The following is a 24,934-nucleotide window of genomic DNA, read 5'->3' on the forward strand; positions in this document are numbered from 1 at the left end:
CGACCCGCAAAACCGGGGAGATTTGAGCCGCGGCGGGGGGCAAGTCGTTTGTCTACCAGCTTGCCCATGTGAGCCAGACCCAAGGCTGCCAATCCCGTCACCCTGAGGTGCGAGCAGAGCGAGCCTCGAAGGGTGACGGCCTGGCTGGTGGCCGTGCATCCTTCGAGGCTCGCAAGAGTTCGCACCTCAGCGACTGTGTTCTTCGTCAAGCGGATTGCCATGGTTTTTGGTCCCTGAGCATGGCGTTGAGGGTTGTGAGGACTTTGCGTGCAACGGCGATGAGGGCGACCATCTTGGGCTTTCCAGCGGTCACCAGGCGTCGGTAGAAGACCTTGAGCTGCGGATGGTATCGGCTGGCCGACAGGGCGGCCATGTAGAGCCCGGCGCGCAGCTTGGCCCTTCCACCGCCGATCATGCTCTTGCCCTTCCAGCGGCCCGACTGGCGGGTGAACGGGGCAAGACCGGCGAGGCTCGCAATCTGACGCCGATTGAGCGTGCCGAGCTCGGGCACCTCGGCGAGGAAGGTCCGTGCGAGGGTGTTGCTCACGCCAGGAAAGCTGACCAGCAACTCCTCCTTGGCGCGCCAGACTGGCGAGCCGCGCACCAGCGTGTCGATGTCGTTGTCGATCTCCGGCAGCTCCTTCTCGAGGACCTTGATATGGCGGGCAAGGCTCTTGCGGACGCGGACGTTCTCGGCCCGCTTCTCGCGCTGACGCTCGGCAACGATCATCTCGATGATCTGCCGTCGGCGGCTGACCAGTTCGGCCAGCAGCCGGGCTTCCTGATCCGGCATCGCACGCGGCTCCGGCTGCACCGCCTCGACAAACCGCGCGATGACCGCCGCATCGATCGGGTCCGTCTTGGCGCGCTGGCCAACCGCCTGCGCGAAGTGCCGGATCTGGGCCGGGTTGACCACCACCAGCGGCAGCCGGGCGCCGGCCAGCGCCGCAGCAACGATCGTCTCGAAGCCGCCGGTTGCCTCCACCGCAATCAGCGCCGGCGAGATCGCCTGCAAGCGCGCAACGAGCTCTTCCAGGCCTTTGCCGTCACGCGCCACGGCAAAGGCTTCTCCGCTCGGACGGACATGCACGTCCAGTCGGTCCTTCGACACATCAATGCCAACGTAGATCGCGTCCATCTGCACCCATCCTTGCGCAACCGGGCTCGCCAGGCGGCCCTCGCGACTGTTCGGGTTCAATGGAACAACGGACGGGGCGCCGCGCTGAGGTCCGGGCTTCAAAGCCCTGGGATGAAGCGGTCTCCCGTCCGTTACCGCACCGGACACTCTATCCGATCCAGTGCGTCGTGGCTTACAAGGATGACGGGATGTACTGGATCGCTTGGTCGAACCGGGCGATGACAGCTTTAATGGTAACGCAGCTTCGCATTCTGGCGGCATGTTTCCGATTGGCGCGTGGGGAACATATCGGCGGAAGCCTTCGGCGACGGAGAGGCAGCCCTTAAGCGACCAGCACATAGACCAGCATGGCAGCGGTGATCGCCATCCAGACGAGCGAGAGGCGGAAATACAGCAGGTCCCAATTCATGGGCGCGAGCGTACACGCCCGCCCTGACGTCAACCTTTCACCAGGTTAAGGCATCGCGGATTTAGTAACTAAGCACGCCAGCGGAATGGATTGGTGGTTGGCACGCCGAAAGACACCGCTCCGGCCCTCAATTTATGAACATGGCAATCGCCACGAGGATGACCGGGCTTAGCCCCATCAGCACGACAAACACGCTGTAAAGTAGGTTGCCCATAACGCCGCCCTACGTTGGAAGGGGAAGCTATGCCGGGAGGAACTCGGCAAGCCAGTGCAGTTTGTGCCAGCGGTGTTTGAGCTTTGGGAATTACCCAGTCATCTCCGCGACCTAGCTGGACGCCCCCGTAACACTACGGGGGCGACACAGCTCAGGCAGAGAAAAGGGCGACGAGCGCCACCACCGCCAAAGCGGTAGCGACGCACCCTGCGATCATGACCCAGTCCTGACGCTTCGCCATGGCGCGCACGCTCACCCTGGCCAGCGCAAGTCGTGTTGACCTAGGTCAACCGGCCAAAATCATTCATCGGCCATCGAGGCATCACGCAACGAAGCGCCCTCACGCCTCGCGCGCGTAACTCTTCAACCGTGCCTGGAGCACAGCGATCACCTGGTCGCGGACCGGATCGCGGGAGCCTTTCAGCCAGGCGGCGGCGAGCGGCAGGCGGCCGGCGCTGCTGCCGCGCTTCAGGCGGAGCGGCACAAAGCGGACGCCGGGGATCGCCATCCGTGCGGTCCAGCGCGGCACGATGGCGACGCCGAGCCTTGCTGCGACCATGTTGACGATGGTCTGCTTCTCGTCGGCGATCTCCTGGATACGCGGCGTCAGCCCGGCCTCGTCGAACAGCTTGGTCGTCAGATCGTGGCTGTGCGGCCGCGAGCGGCGTTCCGGCACGATCAGGGGCTGATCCGCGATGTCGGGCAGCACGATCTGCTTGCGCCGCGCCAGCGCGTGCTTGTGCGACAGCGCCACCACGGCGGTCTCCCGCAACAGCGGGACGAATTCGATGCGGCGGTCGGGCCGCTCCGGCGGGCGCACGAACGCAAGGTCGAGCGCGCCAGACAGCAGCTTCGGCAGCAGCCGGATGGTCTTCTCCTCGAGCAGCTGCACCGCGACGTCCGGATGGGCGGCGCGGAGATCGCGCAGCAGCGGCGGCAAGAGGCCGGCCGCGGCGCTGTCGATCGCGCCGATCCGGAAGCGCCGCGCCTGTGGCTTGCGCAGCCGGCGGCGAAAGCCGTTCTCGATCGCCAGCAGCTTGATGTGGCGGCCCAGCGCCGAGGGCATCATCTGCAGGCGCAGCGCCGCGCGCCCGAAACGCAGTTCTCAGCAGCCGCCACGAAGCAGCGAAGCTGGTGCAGTTCCAAGACGCGGGCTTCCTTTCGGCTCAGTCATCGTCATGGCCGGGCTCGTCCCGGCCGTCCAGGTCTTCCTTTTATGCAGCCAAGACGTGAATGCCCGGCGCAAGGCCGGGCATAACGCGTTATGGGGGAAGCGATCGATCTCGTGTGCTCTCCGCAAGAGCCGGGCGCATCGTCACAGTGCGGGGGTCCACCTGTTGCGATGACGGTAGAGCTTTGACAGGCTGAAGTTTCCGACCTCTTGTTCGCCCTTGCGGAAAATGGCTATCGCCTTCTGAACGCTCATTTCCGAAATGATATCGGGCCGGCTCCCACAGAGCATGACGAGCTCGAAGATCAGATTGGTGAGGGCGGGCATATCGGTCCATTGCTGCGTCTGATAGGGCTCCTCCCAATGAGCCCAGGCCCAATCTTCGATCAGATAGAGACCATCGCTCTTGAGATAATGGAAGGACGCCTCGAAGCTTGCTCGCGAGAGCTCGTATTGATGCGAGGCGTCGTCGATAATCATATCTATTCGCTGGCCGGGGAATTCCGTCCTGATGATGGTCTGGACGCGCGCGGTGTCGCCTTGCGACGTATTGTAGTATAATTTGACGCGGTCCGTCAGACCGTGGTCGCGGATCAGGCCAAGCACCGCTGGGCTCGCAGGTCTGATATCGATCCCGACGAACTTGATACGTTCCTCGATCGCGGCAAGAAGCAAAGCCGAACCACCTTCGAAGATGCCGAATTCCAGGATATTGGTAACCCCGTTCTCGCGAATGAGGCTTTTGTAGCGATCAATCATCCCGCGGTTCTTGATGATCGCGATGGAATCCTTCGTCGTCCTGGCATCATTGAAGTTCTGCCTGATCAGGCCAAACTTCATGTTGTTGATCACGAAGGTATTCTCATCACTCCAGACTTCATCCATTGGGAACCCCCTGTCGATATTGACTCAATTAACTGATCGCTGTTGTTTGCCCTGTGGCGTGCAGAGCCTCTCCTGCCAGATAAGCGGTATTTTTTCTCCATCCTCCGACGGTGCTTGGCGCAATTCCTCGCCTGCAATCTGCATGCCTGGCGGACATGGCCACGCAGTTGTCATCGAATCACTGGCCGATTTGCATCCGGCGCCAGCCGTTGTAGTTGAGATCGATGACGAACCGACGGCACACGCCTTCGGATCGATCCGCGTCGGCCACACCAGCTTGAACGGCGGAAGTGTCGGGCGTCGGCCCGCCGCGTTGGCGATCACTTTGAGACGCCGCACGCCTTCAGACAGCGTCGGCTGAATCCAGCCGCCTTCGGAGCTCTCGTTCCAGGCATAGATCACAACGCTCTTGAAGCGATCGTTGCGCGGATTGTTGGCCGCCTGACTGATTGCAGCACGGATTTGCCGTGTCCATTCCTCATCGGTGGCAGGTTGACACCAGTCCGGATTCGGCTTGCGAGTTTTCAGTTCCTGAGGATCGCGCAAAGCCGGTCGATAATCCCAGCCAAGCGTCACGGTTGGTAGGAAGCCTCCAGAACCATTCTGGGCTTCGGCTTGCCAGGCTTTCTGTGCAAGAGCCGCGCAACTGGCGTACGGCAGGGATTTTCCATTCGACCCAAGGGCGGTCGCATATGTACTCGCCGCATCAAATCCTATCCTGTGAGCAACGGGCTCCGTCTCGGACAGGTTGAAGAGCAAGGCAACCAGGTAGAGATCTCGGCCGGTCGCGGCCTTGACCCGATCCCTCATATCCTTCAGGGCCGCCTTTGTACCCTCTTCACCCCCAAGCCCCTTTATCCACGGGGTCATCGTACCAAGCAGGAAGAACACAGGCGCCGAGCCGTCGCTCGCCCGCATGTAATCCGGCCCAGCTACCGCTTTGCTGATTGCATCACTCACCATCGGCACATCACGAGGGGGGAATGACAGGTTGAAATTCAGCGCGTATTTGATGCCGAGCTTGTCTGGAAGCCGAAGAAAATTTCCCAACGCCCGATTGAGCGCCACGGCTCGACTGGGATCGCGTCCCCAGGAAGAACTCTCCAGGTAGTAGCCGAAGATGAAATAATCCAAGCCTGCGGACTTCGCGTAATGCACGTCCGCATTCAGTGCTCGTTCGGTGTTTCCGGGAAAACCGAGATTTCCGTTCGGCAGACGCTCTGTGTAATACGGAGCGCGCGCGCGCAATCCAGGGTCGGCCAGGACCTGCCCATAGGGACTGTCGAGACTCCAATTGTCCCACCGAATGGCACCTAATGAGACCTTGCTCGACGAGGCCGGTGCCGCAGTTGGTGCGGCGGGCGCTGCGGGTGCCACGGCGGAAGGACTGCCCTTGCTCACCTGAGCCATGGCTGGGAATGAGGAGACTGCCGTCGCAAGCACAACAAGCAGACGGATCGAGCAGTGTCGGGCTGTCCACATCATCACTTTCCCTTGGTCCAAAGCCGCCATGATGCGGCTTGGGATTTCGGTTGTTACTCGACATGCATTCAAGAAGTAACAAAGGGCGCTTATGTGGCGGCGCACTGCAATCGTATCCGTTGAAGCGGAACATCGATGCAACAGCGTGACATCAGACTTGCCTTGGTTCTCGCGAGCATTGCGCCGCGATTCACATTAGGTCGAAGCAGAACGGGATCGGTGGAACTTTCTGCGCCATGCGTTTCAGTTGATCGAGGAACTTTCTGCCGCCGAAATGGGCACAGGCGTTACCGCGCTCCATGCCTCGCGACGACACGGTTGAAAAATCGAATGATCCTTCCATTGGTTGAAGACAGAGGCTCCGCGTTTTGCAACACAGGTCCCGAATCCATCGATCCGCAAAACGCGTGGTGGAATGGATTCCGAGCTCGCGCTTCGCACGCCCCGGAATGAAGAGAGAGAGAGAGAGACAGAGAGACGTGTTCACGCCTCGCGCGCGTAACTCTTCAACCGTGCCTGGAGCACAGCGATCACCTGGTCGCGGACCGGATCGCGGGAGCCTTTCAGCCAGGCGGCGGCGAGCGGCAGGCGGCCGGCGCTGCTGCCGCGCTTCAGGCGGAGCGGCACAAAGCGGACGCCGGGGATCGCCATCCGTGCGGTCCAGCGCGGCACGATGGCGACGCCGAGCCTTGCTGCGACCATGTTGACGATGGTCTGCTTCTCGTCGGCGATCTCCTGGATACGCGGCGTCAGCCCGGCCTCGTCGAACAGCTTGGTCGTCAGATCGTGGCTGTGCGGCCGCGAGCGGCGTTCCGGCACGATCAGGGGCTGATCCGCGATGTCGGGCAGCACGATCTGCTTGCGCCGCGCCAGCGCGTGCTTGTGCGACAGCGCCACCACGGCGGTCTCCCGCAACAGCGGGACGAATTCGATGCGGCGGTCGGGCCGCTCCGGCGGGCGCACGAACGCAAGGTCGAGCGCGCCAGACAGCAGCTTCGGCAGCAGCCGGATGGTCTTCTCCTCGAGCAGCTGCACCGCGACGTCCGGATGGGCGGCGCGGAGATCGCGCAGCAGCGGCGGCAAGAGGCCGGCCGCGGCGCTGTCGATCGCGCCGATCCGGAAGCGCCGCGCCTGTGGCTTGCGCAGCCGGCGGCGAAAGCCGTTCTCGATCGCCTCGGCGCGGCCGAGCAGCGCGCGGCCCTCGCGCAGCAGCACAGCGCCGTCCTCGGTCAACGACACCGCGCGCGTGGTGCGCGCGAACAGCCGAACCCCGAGATCCTCCTCCAGCAGCTTGATGTGGCGGCCGAGCGCCGACGGCATCATCTGCAGGCGCTGCGCCGCGCGGCCGAAATGCAGTTCCTCGGCAGCCGCGACAAAGCAGCGAAGCTGGTGCAGTTCCAAGACGTCGCTTCCTTATGCCCTGCGTTCGTCATGGCCGGGCTTGTCCCGGCCATCCACGTCTTTCTTTGCCGCCAAGACGTGGATGCCCGGCACAAGGCCGGGCATGACGCCAAGTGGGACCGGGTCCGATTATATCATTTTTTTGTATAAACCGGCGCGGGTTGAAGCGAAAGGGCGCGAGCTTCTAGGCTTTCCGATGGCGCGCGACAGGCGCCGTCCCAACAAACAAGACGAACCCGGGAAGAAGCCCATGGAAAGCCAGCTTGGCGCGCGCGTATTGCGCAAGATCTCACTGCGCATCGTGCCGTTCATCATGCTGCTGTACTTCGTGGCCTTCATCGACCGCGTCAATATCGGCTTCGCCTCGCTGACCATGAACAAGGACATCGGCCTGTCGCCGACCGTCTATGGCTTCGGCGCCGGTATCTTCTTCTGGGGCTACTTCCTGTTCGAGGTGCCCTCCAACATCATCCTGCACAAGATCGGCGCGCGGATCTGGATCGCGCGGGTGATGATCACCTGGGGCCTGGTCTCGGCGGCGATGGCGCTGGTGCAGGGCGCGACCAGCTTCTACGTGCTGCGCTTCCTGCTCGGCGCCGCCGAAGCCGGCTTCTTCCCCGGCATCATCCTCTATCTCTCCTACTGGTTCCCGGCGCGGCAGCGCGCCGCCGTCACCGCGCTGTTCATGGCGGCGGCGCCGCTCTCGACCGTGCTCGGCTCGCCGCTCTCCGGTGCGCTGCTCGAGATGGATGGAATGCTCGGCTTCAAGGGCTGGCAATGGCTGTTCGTGCTGGAGGCCGTGCCCGCCGTGCTGCTCGGCTTCGTCGTGCTGGGCTTTCTGACCGACCGTCCGGAGCAGGCCAGATGGCTTGCCGACGACGAGCGCGCCTGGCTGGTCAAGACCATGAAGGCCGAGAACGACGGCAAGGCCACGACCGCGAGCCACAGCATCTGGCGCGGCCTCGCCGACCCGCGCGTGCTGGCACTGGCGCTGGTCTATTTCGGCACCTCGGCCGGGCTCTACACACTTGGGGTGTGGGCGCCGCAGATCATCAAGGCGTTCGGCCTGTCGTCGATCCAGGTCGGCTTCCTCAACGCCGTACCGGCGACGGTTGCCGTGATCGCGATGGTGCTGTGGGCGCGGCATTCCGACCGCACCGGCGAGCGCACCTGGCACGTGGTGCTGGCCTGCCTGATGGCCGCGGCGGGACTGGCGCTCGCCGGGCTGTGGACCGGCCTTGCCGCCGTGATCGCGGCGCTGACACTGGTCAATATCGGCATCTCCTCGTCGAAGCCGCCGCTATGGAGCATGCCGACCATGTTCCTGTCCGGCTCGGCCGCCGCGGCCGGAATCGCCACCATCAACTCGATCGGCAATCTCGGCGGCTTCGTCGGGCCGGCGATGATCGGCTGGATCAGGGAACGCACCGGCAGTTTCGACGGCGGTCTTTATTTCGTCGCCGGCCTCCTGGTGCTCTCGGCCGTGCTCACGCTGCTGCTGTCGCGTGCGCAGAGCGCGCCCGCGCAAACCGAACCGCAACCCAATCCCGTGCGAACCCGCTAACCATCGATCGGAGAGATCCCATGCGTACCCATTCCATCGCCGCCATTCCCGCCGACGGCATCGGCCCCGAAGTGATCTCCGCGGGCGTCCGCGTGCTGGAGGCGCTGGCGAAGCGCAGCGGTGACATCAGCTTCAACGTCAAGACTTTCGACTGGGGCTCGGACTATTACAAGAAGCACGGCGTGATGATGCCGGCCGACGGGCTCGCGGAGCTGAAGAACTTTGACGCGATCTATTTCTGCGCGGTCGGCGCGCCTGACGTGCCCGACCACATCACGCTGTGGGGCCTTCGGCTGCCGATCTGCCAGGGCTTTGACCAATACGCCAATGTGCGGCCGACCAAGATCCTGCCCGGCGTTGCCTCGCCGCTGCGCAATGTCGGCGTCGGCGATCTCGACTGGGTGATCGTGCGCGAGAATTCCGAAGGCGAATATGCCGGCATGGGCGGCCGCGCGCACAAGGGCCTGCCGGAAGAGGTCGGCACCGAAGTCGCTGTCTTCACCCGGGTCGGCGTGACACGGATCATGCGCTATGCGTTCCAGCTCGCGCAGTCGCGACCGCGCAAATTCCTCACCGTGGTGACCAAGTCGAACGCGCAGCGCCACGGCATGGTGATGTGGGACGAGATCGCCGCCGAAGTGGCGAAGGACTTCCCCGACGTCACCTGGGACAAGATGCTGGTCGACGCCATGACGGTGCGGATGACGCTCAATCCGAAGAGCCTCGACACCATCGTCGCGACCAATCTGCACGCCGATATTCTCTCCGACCTCGCCGGCGCGCTGGCCGGCAGCCTCGGCGTCGCGCCGACCGGCAACATCGACCCGCAGCGCCGTTACCCCTCGATGTTCGAGCCGATCCACGGCTCGGCCTTCGACATCACCGGCAAGGGCATCGCCAACCCGGTCGCGACCTTCTGGACCGGTGCGCAGATGCTGGAGCATCTCGGCGAGAAGGACGCCGCGGCGCGCCTGATGGCCGCGGTCGAGAAGGTGTGCGCGGCCGGCGTACTGACGCCCGACGTCGGCGGCAAGGCGACGACCAGGGAAGTGACCGACGCGGTGATCGACGCGATACATGGATCGAATGCGTGAGGGGGCGGTCGCTTCGCATCATGCAGTGAGGCGAGCACGCTAGTAGGGAACCCTCCCCCCTTGCGGGGGAGGGTTGGGAGAGGGGCGCACTTGCTCCGCATCCAGTTAGAGCGGCGACACCTGCTGCGCGCTGATGCAACAGCATCATCCAATCTCTGACACCACGCCCGGGGCCACCCCTCTCCCCAACCCTCTCCCGCAAGGGGAGAGGAGCCTGAGAGGGTGCTCACCTCACGAAAACGTCCCCGCCTCCGCGCAATTGGTCAGCCGCGCGGGCACGCCGACGGCGGTGCAGCCGGCGGGCACATCCGTCGTCACCAGCGCGCCGGCGCCGATCCTGGCGAAATCGCCGATCGAGAGATGTCCGATCACGGTGGCGCCTGCGCTGAGCAGCACGCCGTAGCCGATCTTCGGCGCGCGGCGCGGATCGTCCTGATGCCGCGCGATGGTGACGTTCTGCAAAATCGTGACCTCGTCGCCGACCGAGGCCAGCGCGCCGATGATGATGCCGGTGCCGTGATCGAGGAAAACAGCGGTTCCGATCCGGGCCGACGGGTGAATGCTGATCTGCAACTGGTCCGCCGTCGCGCTTTGCATCATGAGCGCAAGGTCGGGGCGGTCCTCGCGCCACAGCCAGTTCGATACCCGCCAGGCTTGCAGCGCGACGAAGCCCTTGAAGTTGAGGAGCGGCGGCAGGAAGCCCGTGATCGCGGGATCACGGCGCACGATGGCCGTGAGATCGGTGGCCGCGGCATCGACCAGCACGGGCTCGGCCGCATAGGCTTCGCGGGCGGTCCGCGCGAACTGCGCGCGATCCCCTTCCGCGCGGCTGATATGCCGGCCGATCAGAAAAGCGAGCGCACCGCCGAGGTCGCCCTGATCGAGGATGAAGGCGGCCGACGCCTCGAGGAACGGATCGGCCGCGATCGCCGCCTCCGCCTCGCGCCGGATCGCAAGCCAGAGCTCGCCGGCCGTCACAATCGCTGATCCCGCCATGGTCTTCACCTCATCGTCCGGATCCCAAACGATAGAGTGGGCGTCACCATCCCAAAATGCAAACCGCCCGCTTGCTCATCGCAAACGGGCGGCTCAGGGCCATCAGGTTCTATGGGGGCACATCGCCTGAAGGCTAGCGCTTGCCTCGCGTGATCAGCTCTGCGGCGGCTGGTCGGTCGGCGGGGTCGGACGGGTCTTGTGCTGCGCCATGAAGGCGTCGAACTCTTCCTTGTCCTTGGCGTGACGCAGGCGATCGAGGAAGTTCTTGAACTCGACCTGCTCCTCCTCGAGACGGCGCAGCGTATCCTGGCGGTACTCGTCGAAGGCGCGGTTGCCGCTGGAGGGCGGACCGAAGCCGCCGAACGGGAAGCCGCGGCGCTCCATGCGGCTCTTCATCCGCTCCATCTTGTCCTGCATCCGCTCCATCTTGTTCTGCCAGCGATCCATGTCGTTGTGACTCCAACAGGCCATCTTTCTGCTCCCGAGTGTGAAAAAGAGAAGGGCGAGGCCGATCGGCCACCAGATCATGAAGCCGAGGATGATCCCGGCGATCTTCAGGGGATGCCACGGCGTCGCGTAGAAGTAGGGACGGTAGGGCTCTTCGACGGGGCCGCGCCAGCGATTGACATCAGCGGTGTAGGCCATTTCCTTCTCCATCACGGCATCACGCCGTTGTGAATGTAAATAACATTTACATAGGTAGCCGATCCCTTGGGAAAGTCAAGCAGCGTGGGTGACGCACCCCTCGGATTATTTTTGGCTTGGCCGTTGAACCTTATTTCGGCTTGCCCCACGGACCGGCCGGCTTGTCGTCGGCGGCCGCGGTTCCAGGCCGGCGGTCGGTCGGGAAGCCGAGGCCGCGCAGATAGATCAGCACTTCGGCCTCGAGCAGATCCTCCGGCGACATCGGCAGCTTGCGCCGCGCGGCATCGCCGCGGCCGAACAGCGAAGCGACGCCGTGCGACATCGCCCAGATGTGCAGCGCCATCATCATCGCCGGCGGACGCGGCATGCCGGGCGGCGCCAGTGCCGCGAGCCGTTCGGCAGCGGCGCGGATGATCGCGAAGGCGCGCTCGCTTGCGGCCATCAAGGTCGGATTGGAATCGACCGGCAGGCCGGATTCGAACATCGCCGAATAGAACGCGGGCTCCTCGCGGGCGAAGGCGAGATAGGCCTTGCCGACCCGCTCAAACGCCGTGACGGTGTCGGGGCGGCCGTCGTCCCAGGCCTGCGTCAACAGCGATTCGAACTGCTCGAAGCCGCGCTGCGCGATGCTGGCGATCAGCTCGTCACGGTCGCGGAAGTGGCGGTACGGCGCGGCGGGGCTGACGCCGGCCATCCGCGCAGCATCGGCGAAGGTGAAGCCGGCCGGCCCCTTCTTCGAGATCAGGTCGAGGGCGGCCTGCAGCAACGCCTCTTTGAGATTGCCGTGATGATAGCCGCGCTCGGCGCGGCCTTGGTCCTTGCGCCAGCTCATGTGAACGGCTTTTACATGAGCCGGCGGTAAAGGTCACTACCGGCGCGGCGACGCGTCAATCAAGATTAACGGACCGAAAGCGGCCGCAAGGTCGGTGCGCTCTCTCTCTCTGCCGCTTGCGGAGGTCCTAGACGAGCGAAGCTCGCTGTCGAGGTTGGGCTGGGGGCTTTCTCCGCTAGTCGCATCGTGGAAAGAGCCCCACCGCGGCGCTCTTCGAGCGCAGCGACCTCCCCCTGCAGGCGGGAGAGGTTCAGGGAGCCTGCGGCCCGCCTCAGCGGCCCGGGATCGGCAGCACCGGCATGATCTCCACGGCTTCGCCCGGGAAGATCGAAAAATGCGGGTGGTTCTCGAACAGCTTTGCCGCTGCCTCATGCGAGGGCGCGCGCACCACGGTGAAGCCGGTCATCAGATTGGCGATGTCGGTGACGCCGCCCTGCCCGACCTTCTTGGTCTTGCCGAGCGGTCCGCCCATCTCGACGATCACGTCGTGGTGCTTCTCGACCCAGGCGCCCCAGGCCGCCATGCCCTGCTGCTCCTTGGCGCGCCGTTCGGCCTCGGGCAGCGCATTCCAGGCTGCCATCCGCGAGCCGGTGCTGCCGCCGCCGAGATAGACCGCGAGAAAGGTGTTGGTGCTCATATTGCATCTCCGTTGTGGTCGTTGCTGGTTTGACGATGGTTAGTGATGCGATGCCGCCGTGCGGCAGCATCGCGACTTGGATCATGCGGTGTCAGCGCAGCGCCTTGCCCCAGCCGCCCTGCGGATGCTCGAAGGTCGCGGCTGCCTGCTGCACCTCTTCGGAGAAATCGGCCATCTCCTGCACCTGGCGGATCTCGATCATCTCGTTGGCGGTGGCCGGGCACTTGCTGGCCCATTCGATTGCCTCAGCGCGCGAGGCGACCTCGATCATCCAGAAGCCGCCGATCACTTCCTTGGCCTCGGTGAACGGGCCGTCGATCACGACCGGCACGCCGGTGTCGAACTTGACGCGCGCGCCGGCAGCCGGCGGATGCAGGCCTTCCAGCGTGATCAGCACGCCGGCGTCCTTCAGCGCCTGATTGTACCGCATCATCGCGGCGACTCGTTCGGGGTCGAGCTCGAGCTTGGCCGGCGCGGACTCGTAGCCGAGCGGGATCATCAGCATCATGAAACGCATTGGTCGGATTTCCTTGCCTGTTGAATCACTCGCAATCTTCACCCTCGTCATGCCGGGAAGCCCCACACGGCGCCGGCCCGGAATCCACGACTTGCGACGGAGATCATGTATTCCGGGCGCATCGCCGGCGCGATATCGCGGAATGACGTCGGGTGTCATTTCTTGCCCACCTGCGCGCGCAGGCGCTCTCCCCGCTCGCGCAGCTCGGGCGTCAGCGCCTCGCCGAAATCCTCCGCGGCAAACACCTGGCGGATTTCGATCTCGGAGCCGCCGTCGAACGGAGCGCGCTTCATCCAGTCGATCGCTTCATCGAGCGACTTGGTCTCGATCAGCCAAAAGCCGGCGACCAGATCGCTGCTCAGGCCGAACGGGCCGCGCGACACCATGCTCTGCCCGCCGGCATATTTGACGCGGGCACCCTTGCTGGTCGGATGCAGCCCCTCGCCGGCCTGCATCACGCCGGCCTTGACCATCTCCTCGTTGAACTTGCCCATCGCCGCGAGCAGCTCGGTGCTCGGCATCACGCCGGCCTCGGTGTCCCTGTTCGCCTTCACGATCACCATGAACTTCATCGTCCTGCTCCGTTGTCTTGTTCAGCTGCCTTGCCGGTATCTCCGGTGCTCGTCTCAAGGACGACGCGGGGCTTGCCACGCCGACAGGCCAAGCGAAATTATTTCGGAGGTCATTGCATCGCGCGCCACAGCCCTCAGCGGTCCTGCCTGACAAGTTCGCCGTCCTGATGCGACGGGCCGAAATAGACGTCGATGCGCGACACCTTGTCGCCGTCGAACACGAAGAACTCGGTGTTGCGAAAGCTCTTGCCGTCGCGAGCGACACAGCGATAGGTGACGAAGGCTTCGACGCCGCCGACCATGATGCGCTCGATCTCGTGGCGGCCGATCCAGCCGGAGTCGCGCCAGCACTCGGCGAAATAGGTCGGCTTGTCGATGTTCTCGCCATAGGGCGTCGAGAAGCGGAAATCCTCCGCGAACGCCGCCTCGACGCTCGCGCGGTCATTGGCGAGGTAGGCGGCGAAGAGGGAGCGGATGATCTCCGCCCTGTTGCCAGCTGCAGCCATGTCGTCTCCCACACGTATCGCCCGGGCCCCCGGAGCGGCCAGCGCTCCGGAAACCCGGGCCACAGGGAGATGACGAACGGGGCGGCGCGAAAGCGACATCCCGCCACGATTTATTTTTTGGAACCGGGTCGGAGGCCGGCTGGCGTCAGGTTTCCCGCGGGAACATGCCGAAATAGGGCTCGGCCTCCTTCAGGACACGCGCGAAGGACGGCCGCGCCGTCAGCCGCTCGAGATATGCGGCCAGATGTCGATGGCCATCTCCGAACGGCTCGACCTTGTTGCCGTAGAACATCGTCGGCGCGGCCGCGCAATCGGCCAACGAGAAATGCTCGCCCATCATCCAGCCGCCACGCGCGCGTTGCTGATTCAGGATCAGTTGCTGATCCAGGATCGCATAGGAGGTGCGGAGTTGCGCCCGCGCCTCGGCGACGCCATGCGGATCCTTGCTGTCCGCAGGCCGCAGCCGGTCGCCGACGACCTTCTGCATCGGCAGGTGGACATAAAGATCGAGGAAACGATCGCGCAGCCGGGTCTGCAGCGCGAGGTCCGGGTCCTCGGGGATCAGCCTGACGGCACCGGGATAATGCCGGTCGAGATATTCGATGACGATGCTCGATTCCGGCACCGTCTCGCCCCGCGTCTCGTCGCGGAGCACGGGTAAGCGGCCGATCGGCGACAGCGCGAGCAGCGCCGCGCGCTCGGCAGGATCGCCGAGATTGACCATGTTCGGCGTGAATGGCGTGCCGTTCTCATAGAGCGCAATCAGCGCCTTCCAGCAGAACGAGGACAGCGGGTGGTAATGCAGGGTAAGCGACATCGGAACTCCATCATGGAATGAGTGACCGGAGGACGAGCCCGGGACCGCCCTTCCGACATCTCGTGCGGCGATATTTTTTTCGTATGGCGATACTTTATTGCGGTCGGCGGGCGTGGAAACCCAAGCATCGAACGCGACGCACATTCATCGAGGACGCGAATCAAATCGCTGCATCGATCGGTGAAAAGCGGCCGGCAATATCAGGCTTCGTAATAGGTCCATCAGCATCGCTGAAGTAGACGCGCTTCAATCACCCGCATCAGACGAAAGTCATCATCGATTTTCGTCCGTATGATTACGGTGAACATCGCGTGCTGCCGGTGGATGATAACGTGCACTCTGAAAAAAACCTTTGCGAATTGAAGCGGATGCATGCGCGGAACTTGGCGTTATGCAATTCATGCCAGGCGCGCACGAGCAACAGGCTTTACCGATGCTAAACGGCTCGCTGCAACCTTTCCGTGAGTTGCCGCGATCCGCTTTTCCCCATCCCTTTCATTTGAACCTTCACGGAGCCCTGATGTTCAGTTTCAGCAACAAGGCCAAGATCGAGAATGCGCTGGCGCAGACTGCCGCGATCGGCAAATCGCAGGCGGTGATCGAGTTCAAGCTCGACGGTACCATCGTCGACGCCAACGAGAACTTCCTCAATGCGATGGGCTATACGCTCGACGAGATCAAGGGCAAGCACCACAGCATGTTCGTCGATCCGGCCACGCGCGACAGCCAGGACTATCGCGCGTTCTGGGCCGACTTGAACCGCGGCGTATTCCAGGCCGCGCAGTACAGGCGCATCGCCAAGGGCGGCCGCGAGATCTGGATCCAGGCCTCCTACAACCCGATCCTGGACAAGGGTGGCAAGCCGGTCGGCGTGATCAAGTTCGCCACCGATATCACCGCGCAGAAGATCCACAGCATGGAGGATGCCGGCAAGATCGCCGCGATCGGCCGGGCGCAGGCGGTAATCGAGTTCGACATGGACGGCACCATCGTCAAGGCCAACGAGAACTTCCTCGGCGCAATGGGCTATTCGCTCGCCGAGATCCAGGGCAAGCACCACAGCATGTTCGTGCCGCCCGCCGATCGCGACAGCGTGGCCTATCGCGATTTCTGGGCGCGGCTGAACCGGGGCGCGTTCGAGGCCGGCGAATTCAAGCGGCTCGGCAAGGGCGGCAAGGAAATCTGGATCCTCGCCACCTACAACCCGATCCTCGACGACCGCGGCAAGCCGTTCAAGGTCGTCAAGTTCGCCACCGACGTCACGCAGCAGAAGGTGAAAACCGCCGACAATGACGGCCAGATCGATGCGATCGGCAAGTCGCAGGCGGTGATCGAGTTCAACATGGATGGCACGATCCGCACCGCGAACCCGAACTTCCTCGCCGCGATGGGCTATTCGCTTGCCGATATCCAGGGCAAGCATCACAGCATGTTTGTCGAGCCCGCTGAGGCGAGCGCGGCCGGCTACCGCGAGTTCTGGGGGGCGCTGAACCGTGGCGAATTTCAGGCCGCCGAATACAAGCGCATCGCCAAGGGCGGCCGCGAGATCTGGATCCAGGCCTCCTACAACCCGATCCTCGATCTCAACGGCAAGCCGTACAAGGTGGTGAAGTACGCCACCGACATCACCGCGCAGGCGATCGGCCGCAAGAAGGCAGACAGCGCGCGCGGCCTGATCGAGGCGGTCGCCGCCGGCAGCGAGGAGATGAGCGCCTCGATCCGCGAGATCTCGGAAACCATGACCAAGTCGAAGCAGAACGCCGCGGTCGCCACCGGTCGGGTCGAGGCTGCCGACGGACAGGCGCAGAAGCTCAATGCCGCAGCTCAGGCGATGAGCGGCATCGTCGAGATGATCTCGAGCATCACCGGGCAGATCAACCTGCTGGCGCTCAACGCCACGATCGAGTCGGCGCGTGCGGGCGAAGCCGGCCGCGGCTTCGCGGTGGTTGCCTCCGAGGTGAAGAGCCTCGCCAATCAGGCCAAGCAGGCGACCGACACGATCTCCTCGGAAATCGACGCGCTGAACTCGATCGCCGCCGAAGTGGTGAGCTCGCTGTCCGAGATCAAGGCGGCGATCGCCGGCGTCAACGAATACATCACCTCCACCGCCGCCGCGGTCGAGGAGCAGAGCATCGTCACGCAGGACATGTCCACCAACATGCAGCGCGCCTCTGCCGAACTCGCAGCGTAAGCCACGGTGCGATCCTCGAAGGATGGGCGGCCCGGGCTGGGGGCCGTGCATCCTTCGAGACGCGCCTTCTTCCCATGTTGAAAGAGTATAGAACGGCCGTCGCACCCATGTCATTGCGAGCCAACGGGTCGCGCGAAAGCGCGCCCGATAACAGGCTCCGCGAAGCAATCCACCTCGCCACACGGGAAGAATGGATTGCTTCGTCGCTATCGCTCCTCGCAATGACGGCCGAGCCAGTTGAGCGCCTCTCAGGTTGACATCACCAGGTAAAGGTCGCAGACGGTCGGGATTTCCTGCCCAAACCGATGGACCATCCGATGAATCCCGCTTCCCCCAAAGTCGCACTTGTGACCGGCGCCGCGCGTGGCATCGGGCTTGCCGCGGCGAAACGCTTTCTCGCCGACGGCTGGCGCGTCGCGCTGCTCGACATCGAGGGTGAATTGCTGCGCGCGGCGGTCGCGGCGCTGAAGCGGCCCGACGACACGCTGGCGCTGACCTGCGACGTATCGGACGCCACCGGCGTGGCAGCCGCGATCTCTGCGATCACGGACCGCTTCGGCCGGCTCGACGCGCTGGTCAACAATGCCGGCATTGCCGTGTTCACGCCGGTGCTGGAGACCTCGGACGCCGACTGGAGCCGGATCATGGCGGTCAACCTCACCGGCCCGTTCCTGTGCACCAAGGCGGCCGCGCCTGTGATGCGCGAGCATGGCGGCGGTGCGATCGTCAACATCACCTCGATCTCGGCGGTGCGCGCCTCGACGCTGCGCTCGGCCTACGGCACCAGCAAGGCCGGCCTTGCGCATCTCACCAAGCAGCTCGCGGTCGAACTCGCCTCGCTCGGCATCCGCGTCAACGGCGTCGCGCCCGGGCCGGTCGAGACCGCGATGGCCAAGGCCGTCCACACGCCGGAAATCCGCGCCGACTATCACGACGCCATCCCGCTCAACCGCTATGGGCTGGAGGAGGAGCTGGCGGAAGCGATCTTCTTCCTGTGCTCGGATCGCGCCAGCTACATCACCGGCCAGATCCTCGCCGTCGACGGCGGCTTCGACGCCGCCGGCATCGGTCTGCCGACCCTGCGCGGCGCGCGACGGAATGGGTAGACTCAGCGATACACTCACTCCATCTCCGTCATCCTGAGGAGGCCGCGAAGCGGCCGTCTCGAAGGATGGACAGCCCCGCTGGTGGCCGTCGACCCTTCGAGACGCGCTACGCGCTCCTCAGGGTGACGGAATTGCTAGTGCCGCTGAGTGGCTAAATTAGCGCTCGTTCACCGCGACCACGCGCCAGGCATTCGGCAGCCGGTCGATCCGCGTCAATGACAGCGGATCGATGACGAAGCGCAGCGCGAGCTCCGGCGCAAGCTCGAGCGCGATCGCAAGGATCGCGCGGATGGTACCGGAATGCACGACCAGCACGACGTCGCCGGCCGACAGACGCGCGAGCCCTGCCCGCGCCCGCGCGATCTGATCGGCAAAGCTTTCGCCGCGCGGCGGCCGGTTGCTGCCCGGCGACTGCCAGAACGCGCGATAGGCCGCGCCGAGCTCGGCTTCGATCTCGCTGTGACGCCGGCCGGTCCAATCGCCAAAATCCTGCTCGCGAAAGGCGTCGTCCTCCGTTGCAGTCAGGCCGAGCTTTGCTGCGGTCTCGCGGGTGCGCCGCGCCGGACTGCAGACCGCGCGAGCGTGGGCCGGCAGCCTCGCCTGCAACGACGCGAATGCCGCGGCATCGCCGAGGTCGGCGGGCGCATCCGGCGCGTGGATCACGCCGCGCGGACCGTCCACCGGCGCATGACGGATCAGCCAGAAACGCGTTTCGCGATTCATGTTCTGCTTACGCTTTCATTTTGACGCGTTTTCTTCACGCGAACCGGTCTCCACTTCGCTCGAAAACGCTCTAACCTAACCGCGCCGCGAGCAGTACCAGGATCGCGGTTTCCGCGACCTGCTCCGCACCGCCAAGCACATCGCCGGTCTGGCCGCCGATCTGCCGCTTTGCCACGAGCGCCATGACCAGCGCGCTCACAGCGGCGGCAATCGCCGCCAGCAGCGCGCTGCTGAACGGCAAGGCGAGGATTGCGATCAGCAGTGCGATGCCGGCCGCGACCACGGCAATGGTCCCATCAGGCCTTCCGGCATTGGCGGCGAGCCCGTCCTTGCGCGCGTAAGGCTGGCTGATCGCAATCCATGGCAGCACGCCGCGGCCCAGCGCGTGCGCCGCGATCAGGCTCTGCACCACGAAACCATTCGGAATTGCCGCGAGAGCCGCGAGCTTGGCGGCAAAGCTCACCACCAGCGCCAGCGCGCCGTAAGTGCCGAGCCGGCTGTCACGCATGATCTCGAGCTTGGTCGCGACATCGCGGCCGCCGCCGAACCCGTCGGCGACATCGGCGAGCCCGTCCTCATGCAGCGCGCCGGTGAGCAGCGCACCGCCGCCGAGCGCGAGCGCCGCGGCGGCGAGATCCGGCACACCGATCGCCCGCAGCAGCAGGCAAAACAGGCCAATCGCCGCCCCGATGGCGGCCCCGACCAGGGGAAACAGCCGCTGCGCCCGCGCAAAGCTCTCCGTCCGCGCGCCGTCCGGATGCGGCATCGGCAGGCGGGTCAGGAAGGCGGTCGTGGTCCGGAGATCGTCGAGCCATTGATTCATGGTGAAGGCCTGGAAATTGGGCTAAAGCGCGACGAGATCGGGCTCGATCTGATCGCGCTTTAGCTTCTTGTTAGGGCATGATCTCCGCGCAAATGCTACGCATTTGTCGCGAGGGAAAACCGCTTCACACGTTTCCGGATCATGCATTAGCTTGCGGCCCGCTCGACGAGGGAATCGCATGCAGTTCAGTACTCTAGACGACATCCGCGGCTTTTGTCGCGACCTGCCGCAGGGCGACGAGGCCAGTGCCGCGGCCGCCACGCAGCGCCAGCAGAACCTGACCAAGCCGCCGGGAAGCCTCGGCCGCCTGGAGGAGGTTGCGATCTGGCTGGCGCGCTGGCAGCGGCGTGAGATGCCCCGGCTCGACCACGTCACGATCGCCGTGTTCGCCGGTAATCACGGCATCGCCGAGCGCGGCGTTTCAGCCTATCCCTCCGAGGTCACCGCGCAGATGGTGGCGAACTTCGCCGCCGGCGGCGCTGCGATCAACCAGATCGCGGGGCTTGCCGGCGCCGAGCTGCGCGTCGAGCCGCTCGAGCTGGCGCGCCCGACCCGCGATTTCACGACCGGACCGGCGATGGACGCCGCCGATTTCCTCGTCGCGCTCGATACCGGCTGGCGCACGGTGCCCGAGCAATGCGATTTGCTCGTGGTCGGCGAGATGGGCATCGCCAACACCACGGTCGCCGCGACGCTGTGCGCCGCCTTGATGGGCGGGCGCGGAGTGCGCTGGGCCGGCCGCGGCACCGGCGTCGACGATGCCGGGCTGATACGCAAGCGCACCACGATCGATGCGGCGCTCAAGCTGCATCGCGGCGCGATCGACGATCCGCTCGCCACCGCAATGTCGCTCGGCGGACGCGAGCTGGCGGCGATCGCGGGCGCCGTGCTGGCGGCGCGCGCACGCTGCATTCCGGTGCTGCTCGACGGCTTCGTGGCGACAGCGGCGGTGCTGCCGCTGGCGCGGCTTCAACCCGACAGCCTCGCGCATTGCCGCGCCGGACATGTGTCGGCCGAGCTCGGCCACCGCGAATTGCTGCGCGAACTCGAGCTCGCCCCCTTGCTCGACCTTAACATGCGGCTCGGCGAAGGCTCCGGCGCGGGGGTTGCGATCCTGCTGTTGCGCGCGGCACTCGCCTGTCATGGCGGCATGGCGACCTTTGCCGAGGCCGGCGTCTCCGGCGCGGACTGAGGCTCCCGGAGAGCCGGAGGGTTCCCTCAAAAAAGCCGGTGCATAGCGTCGGCGCGGGTCGACAATCTTCGCGTGTGCAGCATGACCTCTGCGCGCTGGAGGCCTAACCTTCGCGGCGGTGGGACGCCGGCCGGCGTCTCAGCCGTGCTGAACCAGATACCGGGGAGAAATCACCTCATGTCGGGCGTTCTCATCAATCTGATCATTCAGGTCATCAGCGGAGCCGTCGGCGGCAATGTCGCGGCGGGAGCGGCCAAGAACATCGATCTCGGCACGCTCGGTAACACCATCGCAGGCGCCATCGGCGGCGGCGCGGGCGGACAGCGGGCATGCTGATCCCGCTGCTCGCCAATTCCGGCGCGACGCCTGACATCGGCAGCATCATCGGCCAGGTCGCCGGCGGCGGCGTTGCCGGCGCCGTGCTCACTGCGATCGTGGGGGCGCTCAAGAACCGCGCGGCCTGAGCCACGTGTTGTCGCGACCGGGACATCGGTCTTGACGATGCCCCATTCCGGCGCGAGCCTTCCGGCTTGAGGTGCGGCGGCATCTCGATCGCATCGTGGCAGGGATTGCGCGCATGAAAATACTTGTCGCGGCGTCAGCTTTCTTCGCAACGGTTAGCTGCGCGCAAGCCGATGTTCGTATCCTCGCCAGCCCCGGCGGGCAGGTCGGCCCGTTCATCGAGCTGTTCGACAAGGTGCGCGAATCGGGCGAGCGCGTCGTGATCGACGGGCCCTGCCTGTCGGCCTGCACCCTGGTGCTCTCGATGGTCCCGGGCGACCGCATCTGCGTGACGCGGCGCGCCGTGCTCGGCTTCCACGCCGCGCGCTCGATCGACCAGCGCGGCCGCACCTATGCAGAGCCGGAAGCGTCCGTGGCGGTGCTGCAAGCCTATCCGGCACCGGTGCGCGGCTGGATCGCCCGCCGCGGCGGCCTGACCTCGCGCCTGCTATTGTTGCGCGGCCGCGAGCTCGCGGCGATCTATCCGCGGTGCAGGTGAGATTTGCAGCTTGTAAAGTGTCGTAGCCCGGATGAAGCGAAGCTCAATCCGGGGGACTACCGGCGCGGATTGGGTGCCCCGGATTTCGCTGCGCTCCATCCGGGCTACGGCTCCCATCCGTCATCCTTGTAAGCCACGACGCACTGGATCGGATAGAGTGTCCGGTGCGGTAACGGACGGGAGACCGCTTCATCCCAGGGCTTTGAAGCCCGGACCTCAGCGCGGCGCCCCGTCCGTTGTTCCATTGAACCCGAACAGTCGCGAGGGCCGCCTGGCGAGCCCGGTTGCGCAAGGATGGGTGCAGATGGACGCGATCTACGTTGGCATTGATGTGTCGAAGGACCGACTGGACGTGCATGTCCGTCCGAGCGGAGAAGCCTTTGCCGTGGCGCGTGACGGCAAAGGCCTGGAAGAGCTCGTTGCGCGCTTGCAGGCGATCTCGCCGGCGCTGATTGCGGTGGAGGCAACCGGCGGCTTCGAGACGATCGTTGCTGCGGCGCTGGCCGGCGCCCGGCTGCCGCTGGTGGTGGTCAACCCGGCCCAGATCCGGCACTTCGCGCAGGCGGTTGGCCAGCGCGCCAAGACGGACCCGATCGATGCGGCGGTCATCGCGCGGTTTGTCGAGGCGGTGCAGCCGGAGCCGCGTGCGATGCCGGATCAGGAAGCCCGGCTGCTGGCCGAACTGGTCAGCCGCCGACGGCAGATCATCGAGATGATCGTTGCCGAGCGTCAGCGCGAGAAGCGGGCCGAGAACGTCCGCGTCCGCAAGAGCCTTGCCCGCCATATCAAGGTCCTCGAGAAGGAGCTGCCGGAGATCGACAACGACATCGACACGCTGGTGCGCGGCTCGCCAGTCTGGCGCGCCAAGGAGGAGTTGCTGGTCAGCTTTCCTGGCGTGAGCAACACCCTCGCACGGACCTTCCTCGCCGAGGTGCCCGAGCTCGGCACGCTCAATCGGCGTCAGATTGCGAGCCTCGCCGGTCTTGCCCCGTTCACCCGCCAGTCGGGCCGCTGGAAGGGCAAGAGCATGATCGGCGGTGGAAGGGCCAAGCTGCGCGCCGGGCTCTACATGGCCGCCCTGTCGGCCAGCCGATACCATCCGCAGCTCAAGGTCTTCTACCGACGCCTGGTGACCGCTGGAAAGCCCAAGATGGTCGCCCTCATCGCCGTTGCACGCAAAGTCCTCACAACCCTCAACGCCATGCTCAGGGACCAAAAACCATGGCAATCCGCTTGACGAAGAACACAGTCGCTGAGGTGCGAGCCTTGCGGTGCACTTGCACCGCTGGGCGAGCCTCGAAGGATGCACGGCCACAGCCGGGCCGTCGTGCTTCGAGACGGCCGCTCCGCGGTCTCCTCAGCATGACGGGTAGGGAATGAGCTCGGCGGAATAAGCCGCCAGCCTACATCCCCTGCGGGCAGTTCACCATCCAGGGGATGCCGAACTGATCGACGCACATGCCGAAGCCGTTGGAGAAGAAGGTCTTGCCGAACGGCATCGTCACCGTGCCGCCCTCGGACAGCGCCTTGAAGCGGCGTTCGGCCTCCGCGGGATCCTCGACCTGCAACGCGACGTGGAAGCCCTGCGGCTTCTGGAAGTGGCCGGGCGGGGCGTCGGAGGCCATGATGATCTCGCCGTCGATCGTGAGACGAGCGTGCATGATCTTGTCTTTCCAGCCGGGCGGCGTCTGCATCTCCGCACTGCCCTCGCCATAGGGGAAGGTTTCCTCGATCCGGGCGCCGAGAACCTTCTCGTAGAATTTCAGCGCGGCGCCGCAATTGCCGTCGTAGGAGAGATAGGGGTTGACTTGCATCGCATGCTCCCTTGGGTCATTCGAGCCTCGTCCCGATGGTATCGGAACGAGGGCTCCGGATTGTTATCTTGACGCGTTTTCCTGACACGAACCGGTAACCACCTCGTTCGAAAACGCGCTACTTCTCAGTCAGTTTCTTCAGATTGGCGAGACCGGCCTCGAAATCCCTGCCGATCATGCGATCCAGGTTCATGAACACCTGCATCACCTTCGACATGAAGACGGCCGGACCATACATGGTCCATGTGACGCTGGTCGCATTTCCCTGCGGCAGCATTGTGAACTCGGCGGTGTTGTGGCCTTCGAACGGCTTGATGAAGTCGAGCTTGATGACGATCTTCGACGGCGCGGAGGATTGCAGGATCTCCATGCGGCCGGCGCCGACATTCTTGTTGCCGTCCCAGGCATAGGCCGCACCCTGCCCGCGCCCGGCGCCGCCATAGATACGCTTCATGGCCGGATCCCGGTTCTCGTAGGGCGACCAGAGCGTCCACTGATGGAAATCGTCGATCAATGGAAAGATCCGCTCGGCCGGCGCGTTGATGCTGATCGCACGCGTGACGCGGAGCGTGCCCGGCTTGGTCGCCGCGAGGACGAGGATGACGGCGATCGCGACGCCGAGGACGATCGCGATGATGATAATGGTCTCCAACATGACAGTCTCCACAAGGATGGATTGAACAATACCTCACCGGCGAAATGGAAGCATTGCGCGCAGATCGCCGTCGCGCAGATAGAGCCCGCCCCACAGCATCAGGCCGAGATAGAGCCCGAACAGCGTGTGGGTGAACAGCGGACTGCCGATCCGCACATGCGATGCGATCGCGCCGCCGAGATAGCCGGTGAGCAGGATGGCGCCGAGGATCGAGGTCGGCGGCACCGAGTAGAGCAGCGTACAGACGATGGTGATGATGCCGAGGCTGCGCGCCAGCGCATCGCTCGCGCCGAAGCCCATCCTGTCCATGGTCTCGGTGACGACCGACAACGGCACCAGCTTGATCGCGCCGTCGAACAGCAGGAACAGGACGACCACGCCGCTCATGACGCGGCCGGTGATGCGGGCGGGCTTTGAGACTTCGGTGTCGACGATCGTCGGCATGACAGGCTCCGTAACGCTTGGTGATGCTCTGTCATCAAGACGAACGGCGGAATGCGGGGCCGACAACCCCGATGAAGATTTTTGGATGTCGTCGCAATGCATGATC

The 24,934-nt window shown here is 64.8% G+C and carries 24 protein-coding genes and 2 pseudogenes; 8 read left to right on the top strand and 18 right to left on the bottom strand.

The genetic code is table 11. The features are described from left to right. Window positions 1–205: 205 nt before the first annotated feature. The 5 genes and pseudogenes from QA635_RS37125 to QA635_RS37145 all read right to left on the bottom strand — a co-directional run bounded on the left by QA635_RS37125 (window position 206) and on the right by QA635_RS37145 (window position 6,700). On the bottom strand, window positions 206–1,138 hold the full coding sequence (locus QA635_RS37125; RefSeq protein WP_283064566.1) for an IS110 family RNA-guided transposase: 933 nt from the start codon (window positions 1,136–1,138) through the stop codon (window positions 206–208). A gap of 963 nt (window positions 1,139–2,101) precedes the next feature. Next, a pseudogene (locus tag QA635_RS37130) lies at window positions 2,102–2,907 on the bottom strand (LysR family transcriptional regulator). 169 nt (window positions 2,908–3,076) lie between these two features. Further along, on the bottom strand, window positions 3,077–3,817 hold the full coding sequence (locus tag QA635_RS37135; RefSeq protein ID WP_057016230.1) for a class I SAM-dependent methyltransferase: 741 nt from the start codon (window positions 3,815–3,817) through the stop codon (window positions 3,077–3,079). A 24-nt stretch (window positions 3,818–3,841) separates the two neighbouring features. Further along, window positions 3,842–5,329 carry a glycoside hydrolase family 71/99 protein gene (locus QA635_RS37140; protein WP_253604473.1) on the bottom strand — a complete coding sequence of 496 codons (1,488 nt, stop codon included), beginning with the start codon at window positions 5,327–5,329 and terminating at the stop codon, window positions 3,842–3,844. Between the two features lie 453 nt (window positions 5,330–5,782). Further along, a complete protein-coding gene (locus tag QA635_RS37145) occupies window positions 5,783–6,700 on the bottom strand; it encodes a LysR family transcriptional regulator (RefSeq protein WP_283064798.1) in 918 nt (305 codons plus the stop codon). Window positions 6,701–6,950: 250 nt separating this feature from the next. On the opposite strand from QA635_RS37145, the gene QA635_RS37150 reads away from it, so the two are divergent. Beyond that, the gene (locus QA635_RS37150) at window positions 6,951–8,264 is read left to right on the top strand and encodes an MFS transporter (RefSeq protein WP_283064799.1); all 1,314 of its coding nucleotides are present in this window, start codon (window positions 6,951–6,953) and stop codon (window positions 8,262–8,264) included. A 20-nt stretch (window positions 8,265–8,284) separates the two neighbouring features. After that, window positions 8,285–9,358, top strand: a complete 1,074-nt coding sequence (locus QA635_RS37155; RefSeq protein WP_283064800.1) for a tartrate dehydrogenase — start codon at window positions 8,285–8,287, stop codon at window positions 9,356–9,358. A gap of 231 nt (window positions 9,359–9,589) precedes the next feature. Here QA635_RS37155 and QA635_RS37160 read toward each other — a convergent pair whose 3' ends face one another. The 8 genes from QA635_RS37160 to QA635_RS37195 all read right to left on the bottom strand — a co-directional run bounded on the left by QA635_RS37160 (window position 9,590) and on the right by QA635_RS37195 (window position 14,880). Then, on the bottom strand, window positions 9,590–10,354 hold the full coding sequence (locus QA635_RS37160) for a serine acetyltransferase domain-containing protein (protein ID WP_283064801.1): 765 nt from the start codon (window positions 10,352–10,354) through the stop codon (window positions 9,590–9,592). Between the two features lie 153 nt (window positions 10,355–10,507). Next, the gene (locus QA635_RS37165; RefSeq protein WP_076827785.1) at window positions 10,508–10,999 is read right to left on the bottom strand and encodes a DUF2852 domain-containing protein; all 492 of its coding nucleotides are present in this window, start codon (window positions 10,997–10,999) and stop codon (window positions 10,508–10,510) included. A gap of 130 nt (window positions 11,000–11,129) precedes the next feature. After that, on the bottom strand, window positions 11,130–11,831 hold the full coding sequence (locus QA635_RS37170; RefSeq protein WP_092087570.1) for a TetR/AcrR family transcriptional regulator: 702 nt from the start codon (window positions 11,829–11,831) through the stop codon (window positions 11,130–11,132). A gap of 271 nt (window positions 11,832–12,102) precedes the next feature. After that, window positions 12,103–12,468 carry a YciI family protein gene (locus tag QA635_RS37175; RefSeq protein WP_028341377.1) on the bottom strand — a complete coding sequence of 122 codons (366 nt, stop codon included), beginning with the start codon at window positions 12,466–12,468 and terminating at the stop codon, window positions 12,103–12,105. Window positions 12,469–12,559: 91 nt separating this feature from the next. Further along, window positions 12,560–12,985, bottom strand: a complete 426-nt coding sequence (locus QA635_RS37180) for a YciI family protein (RefSeq protein ID WP_092087574.1) — start codon at window positions 12,983–12,985, stop codon at window positions 12,560–12,562. A 155-nt stretch (window positions 12,986–13,140) separates the two neighbouring features. After that, window positions 13,141–13,557 (bottom strand): YciI family protein, encoded by a 417-nt coding sequence (locus QA635_RS37185; protein WP_283064805.1) that lies wholly within the window; start codon window positions 13,555–13,557, stop codon window positions 13,141–13,143. Between the two features lie 134 nt (window positions 13,558–13,691). Beyond that, window positions 13,692–14,063 (bottom strand): nuclear transport factor 2 family protein, encoded by a 372-nt coding sequence (locus QA635_RS37190; RefSeq protein WP_283064806.1) that lies wholly within the window; start codon window positions 14,061–14,063, stop codon window positions 13,692–13,694. Window positions 14,064–14,208: 145 nt separating this feature from the next. Beyond that, window positions 14,209–14,880 carry a glutathione S-transferase family protein gene (locus tag QA635_RS37195; RefSeq protein WP_283064807.1) on the bottom strand — a complete coding sequence of 224 codons (672 nt, stop codon included), beginning with the start codon at window positions 14,878–14,880 and terminating at the stop codon, window positions 14,209–14,211. A 520-nt stretch (window positions 14,881–15,400) separates the two neighbouring features. On the opposite strand from QA635_RS37195, the gene QA635_RS37200 reads away from it, so the two are divergent. Beyond that, entirely contained in the window at window positions 15,401–17,071 is a 1,671-nt protein-coding gene (locus QA635_RS37200) for a methyl-accepting chemotaxis protein (RefSeq protein WP_283064809.1), read from the top strand. A gap of 317 nt (window positions 17,072–17,388) precedes the next feature. Then, window positions 17,389–18,177, top strand: coding sequence for an SDR family NAD(P)-dependent oxidoreductase (locus QA635_RS37205; RefSeq protein WP_283064811.1), 789 nt, complete (start codon window positions 17,389–17,391; stop codon window positions 18,175–18,177). Between the two features lie 156 nt (window positions 18,178–18,333). On the opposite strand, the gene QA635_RS37210 is transcribed toward QA635_RS37205, so the two are convergent. Together QA635_RS37210 and cobS are read right to left on the bottom strand one after the other, a co-directional pair. Next, a complete protein-coding gene (locus tag QA635_RS37210; protein ID WP_283064812.1) occupies window positions 18,334–18,900 on the bottom strand; it encodes a histidine phosphatase family protein in 567 nt (188 codons plus the stop codon). A 70-nt stretch (window positions 18,901–18,970) separates the two neighbouring features. Continuing rightward, window positions 18,971–19,723, bottom strand: coding sequence for an adenosylcobinamide-GDP ribazoletransferase (cobS, locus tag QA635_RS37215; RefSeq protein WP_283064814.1), 753 nt, complete (start codon window positions 19,721–19,723; stop codon window positions 18,971–18,973). A 178-nt stretch (window positions 19,724–19,901) separates the two neighbouring features. Here cobS and cobT point away from each other — a divergent pair, with 178 nt between their 5' ends. From cobT to QA635_RS37235, 4 genes and pseudogenes are all read left to right on the top strand, one after another. Further along, the gene (gene cobT, locus QA635_RS37220) at window positions 19,902–20,915 is read left to right on the top strand and encodes a nicotinate-nucleotide--dimethylbenzimidazole phosphoribosyltransferase (protein WP_283064815.1); all 1,014 of its coding nucleotides are present in this window, start codon (window positions 19,902–19,904) and stop codon (window positions 20,913–20,915) included. A gap of 177 nt (window positions 20,916–21,092) precedes the next feature. Further along, a pseudogene (locus tag QA635_RS37225) lies at window positions 21,093–21,379 on the top strand (hypothetical protein). Window positions 21,380–21,492: 113 nt separating this feature from the next. Further along, entirely contained in the window at window positions 21,493–21,915 is a 423-nt protein-coding gene (locus QA635_RS37230) for a S49 family peptidase domain-containing protein (protein WP_283064817.1), read from the top strand. Window positions 21,916–22,219: 304 nt separating this feature from the next. Then, entirely contained in the window at window positions 22,220–23,152 is a 933-nt protein-coding gene (locus QA635_RS37235) for an IS110 family RNA-guided transposase (RefSeq protein WP_283064566.1), read from the top strand. Between the two features lie 166 nt (window positions 23,153–23,318). Here QA635_RS37235 and QA635_RS37240 read toward each other — a convergent pair whose 3' ends face one another. From QA635_RS37240 to QA635_RS37250, 3 genes are all read right to left on the bottom strand, one after another. After that, complete coding sequence (locus QA635_RS37240) at window positions 23,319–23,729, bottom strand: VOC family protein (protein WP_225163972.1); 411 nt, start codon at window positions 23,727–23,729, stop codon at window positions 23,319–23,321. A 118-nt stretch (window positions 23,730–23,847) separates the two neighbouring features. Next, a complete protein-coding gene (locus QA635_RS37245; protein ID WP_283064820.1) occupies window positions 23,848–24,384 on the bottom strand; it encodes an SRPBCC family protein in 537 nt (178 codons plus the stop codon). Window positions 24,385–24,417: 33 nt separating this feature from the next. Beyond that, a complete protein-coding gene (locus QA635_RS37250; RefSeq protein WP_283064822.1) occupies window positions 24,418–24,828 on the bottom strand; it encodes a DoxX family protein in 411 nt (136 codons plus the stop codon). Window positions 24,829–24,934: the final 106 nt, after the last annotated feature.

It is taken from the genome of Bradyrhizobium brasilense, from assembly GCF_029714345.1.
GTDB classification, from domain to species: domain Bacteria; phylum Pseudomonadota; class Alphaproteobacteria; order Rhizobiales; family Xanthobacteraceae; genus Bradyrhizobium; species Bradyrhizobium australafricanum.

Coding starts and splice junctions, on each gene's coding strand:
- QA635_RS37125 (WP_283064566.1), bottom strand. CDS start 1,138: ATGGACGCGATCTACGTTGGCATTGATGTGTCGAAGGACCGACTGGAC.
- QA635_RS37135 (WP_057016230.1), bottom strand. CDS start 3,817: ATGGATGAAGTCTGGAGTGATGAGAATACCTTCGTGATCAACAACATG.
- QA635_RS37140 (WP_253604473.1), bottom strand. CDS start 5,329: ATGGCGGCTTTGGACCAAGGGAAAGTGATGATGTGGACAGCCCGACAC.
- QA635_RS37150 (WP_283064799.1), top strand. CDS start 6,951: ATGGAAAGCCAGCTTGGCGCGCGCGTATTGCGCAAGATCTCACTGCGC.
- QA635_RS37155 (WP_283064800.1), top strand. CDS start 8,285: ATGCGTACCCATTCCATCGCCGCCATTCCCGCCGACGGCATCGGCCCC.
- QA635_RS37160 (WP_283064801.1), bottom strand. CDS start 10,354: ATGGCGGGATCAGCGATTGTGACGGCCGGCGAGCTCTGGCTTGCGATC.
- QA635_RS37165 (WP_076827785.1), bottom strand. CDS start 10,999: ATGGCCTACACCGCTGATGTCAATCGCTGGCGCGGCCCCGTCGAAGAG.
- QA635_RS37170 (WP_092087570.1), bottom strand. CDS start 11,831: ATGAGCTGGCGCAAGGACCAAGGCCGCGCCGAGCGCGGCTATCATCAC.
- QA635_RS37175 (WP_028341377.1), bottom strand. CDS start 12,468: ATGAGCACCAACACCTTTCTCGCGGTCTATCTCGGCGGCGGCAGCACC.
- QA635_RS37180 (WP_092087574.1), bottom strand. CDS start 12,985: ATGCGTTTCATGATGCTGATGATCCCGCTCGGCTACGAGTCCGCGCCG.
- QA635_RS37185 (WP_283064805.1), bottom strand. CDS start 13,557: ATGAAGTTCATGGTGATCGTGAAGGCGAACAGGGACACCGAGGCCGGC.
- QA635_RS37190 (WP_283064806.1), bottom strand. CDS start 14,063: ATGGCTGCAGCTGGCAACAGGGCGGAGATCATCCGCTCCCTCTTCGCC.
- QA635_RS37195 (WP_283064807.1), bottom strand. CDS start 14,880: ATGTCGCTTACCCTGCATTACCACCCGCTGTCCTCGTTCTGCTGGAAG.
- QA635_RS37200 (WP_283064809.1), top strand. CDS start 15,401: ATGTTCAGTTTCAGCAACAAGGCCAAGATCGAGAATGCGCTGGCGCAG.
- QA635_RS37205 (WP_283064811.1), top strand. CDS start 17,389: ATGAATCCCGCTTCCCCCAAAGTCGCACTTGTGACCGGCGCCGCGCGT.
- QA635_RS37210 (WP_283064812.1), bottom strand. CDS start 18,900: ATGAATCGCGAAACGCGTTTCTGGCTGATCCGTCATGCGCCGGTGGAC.
- cobS (WP_283064814.1), bottom strand. CDS start 19,723: ATGAATCAATGGCTCGACGATCTCCGGACCACGACCGCCTTCCTGACC.
- cobT (WP_283064815.1), top strand. CDS start 19,902: ATGCAGTTCAGTACTCTAGACGACATCCGCGGCTTTTGTCGCGACCTG.
- QA635_RS37230 (WP_283064817.1), top strand. CDS start 21,493: ATGAAAATACTTGTCGCGGCGTCAGCTTTCTTCGCAACGGTTAGCTGC.
- QA635_RS37235 (WP_283064566.1), top strand. CDS start 22,220: ATGGACGCGATCTACGTTGGCATTGATGTGTCGAAGGACCGACTGGAC.
- QA635_RS37240 (WP_225163972.1), bottom strand. CDS start 23,729: ATGCAAGTCAACCCCTATCTCTCCTACGACGGCAATTGCGGCGCCGCG.
- QA635_RS37245 (WP_283064820.1), bottom strand. CDS start 24,384: ATGTTGGAGACCATTATCATCATCGCGATCGTCCTCGGCGTCGCGATC.
- QA635_RS37250 (WP_283064822.1), bottom strand. CDS start 24,828: ATGCCGACGATCGTCGACACCGAAGTCTCAAAGCCCGCCCGCATCACC.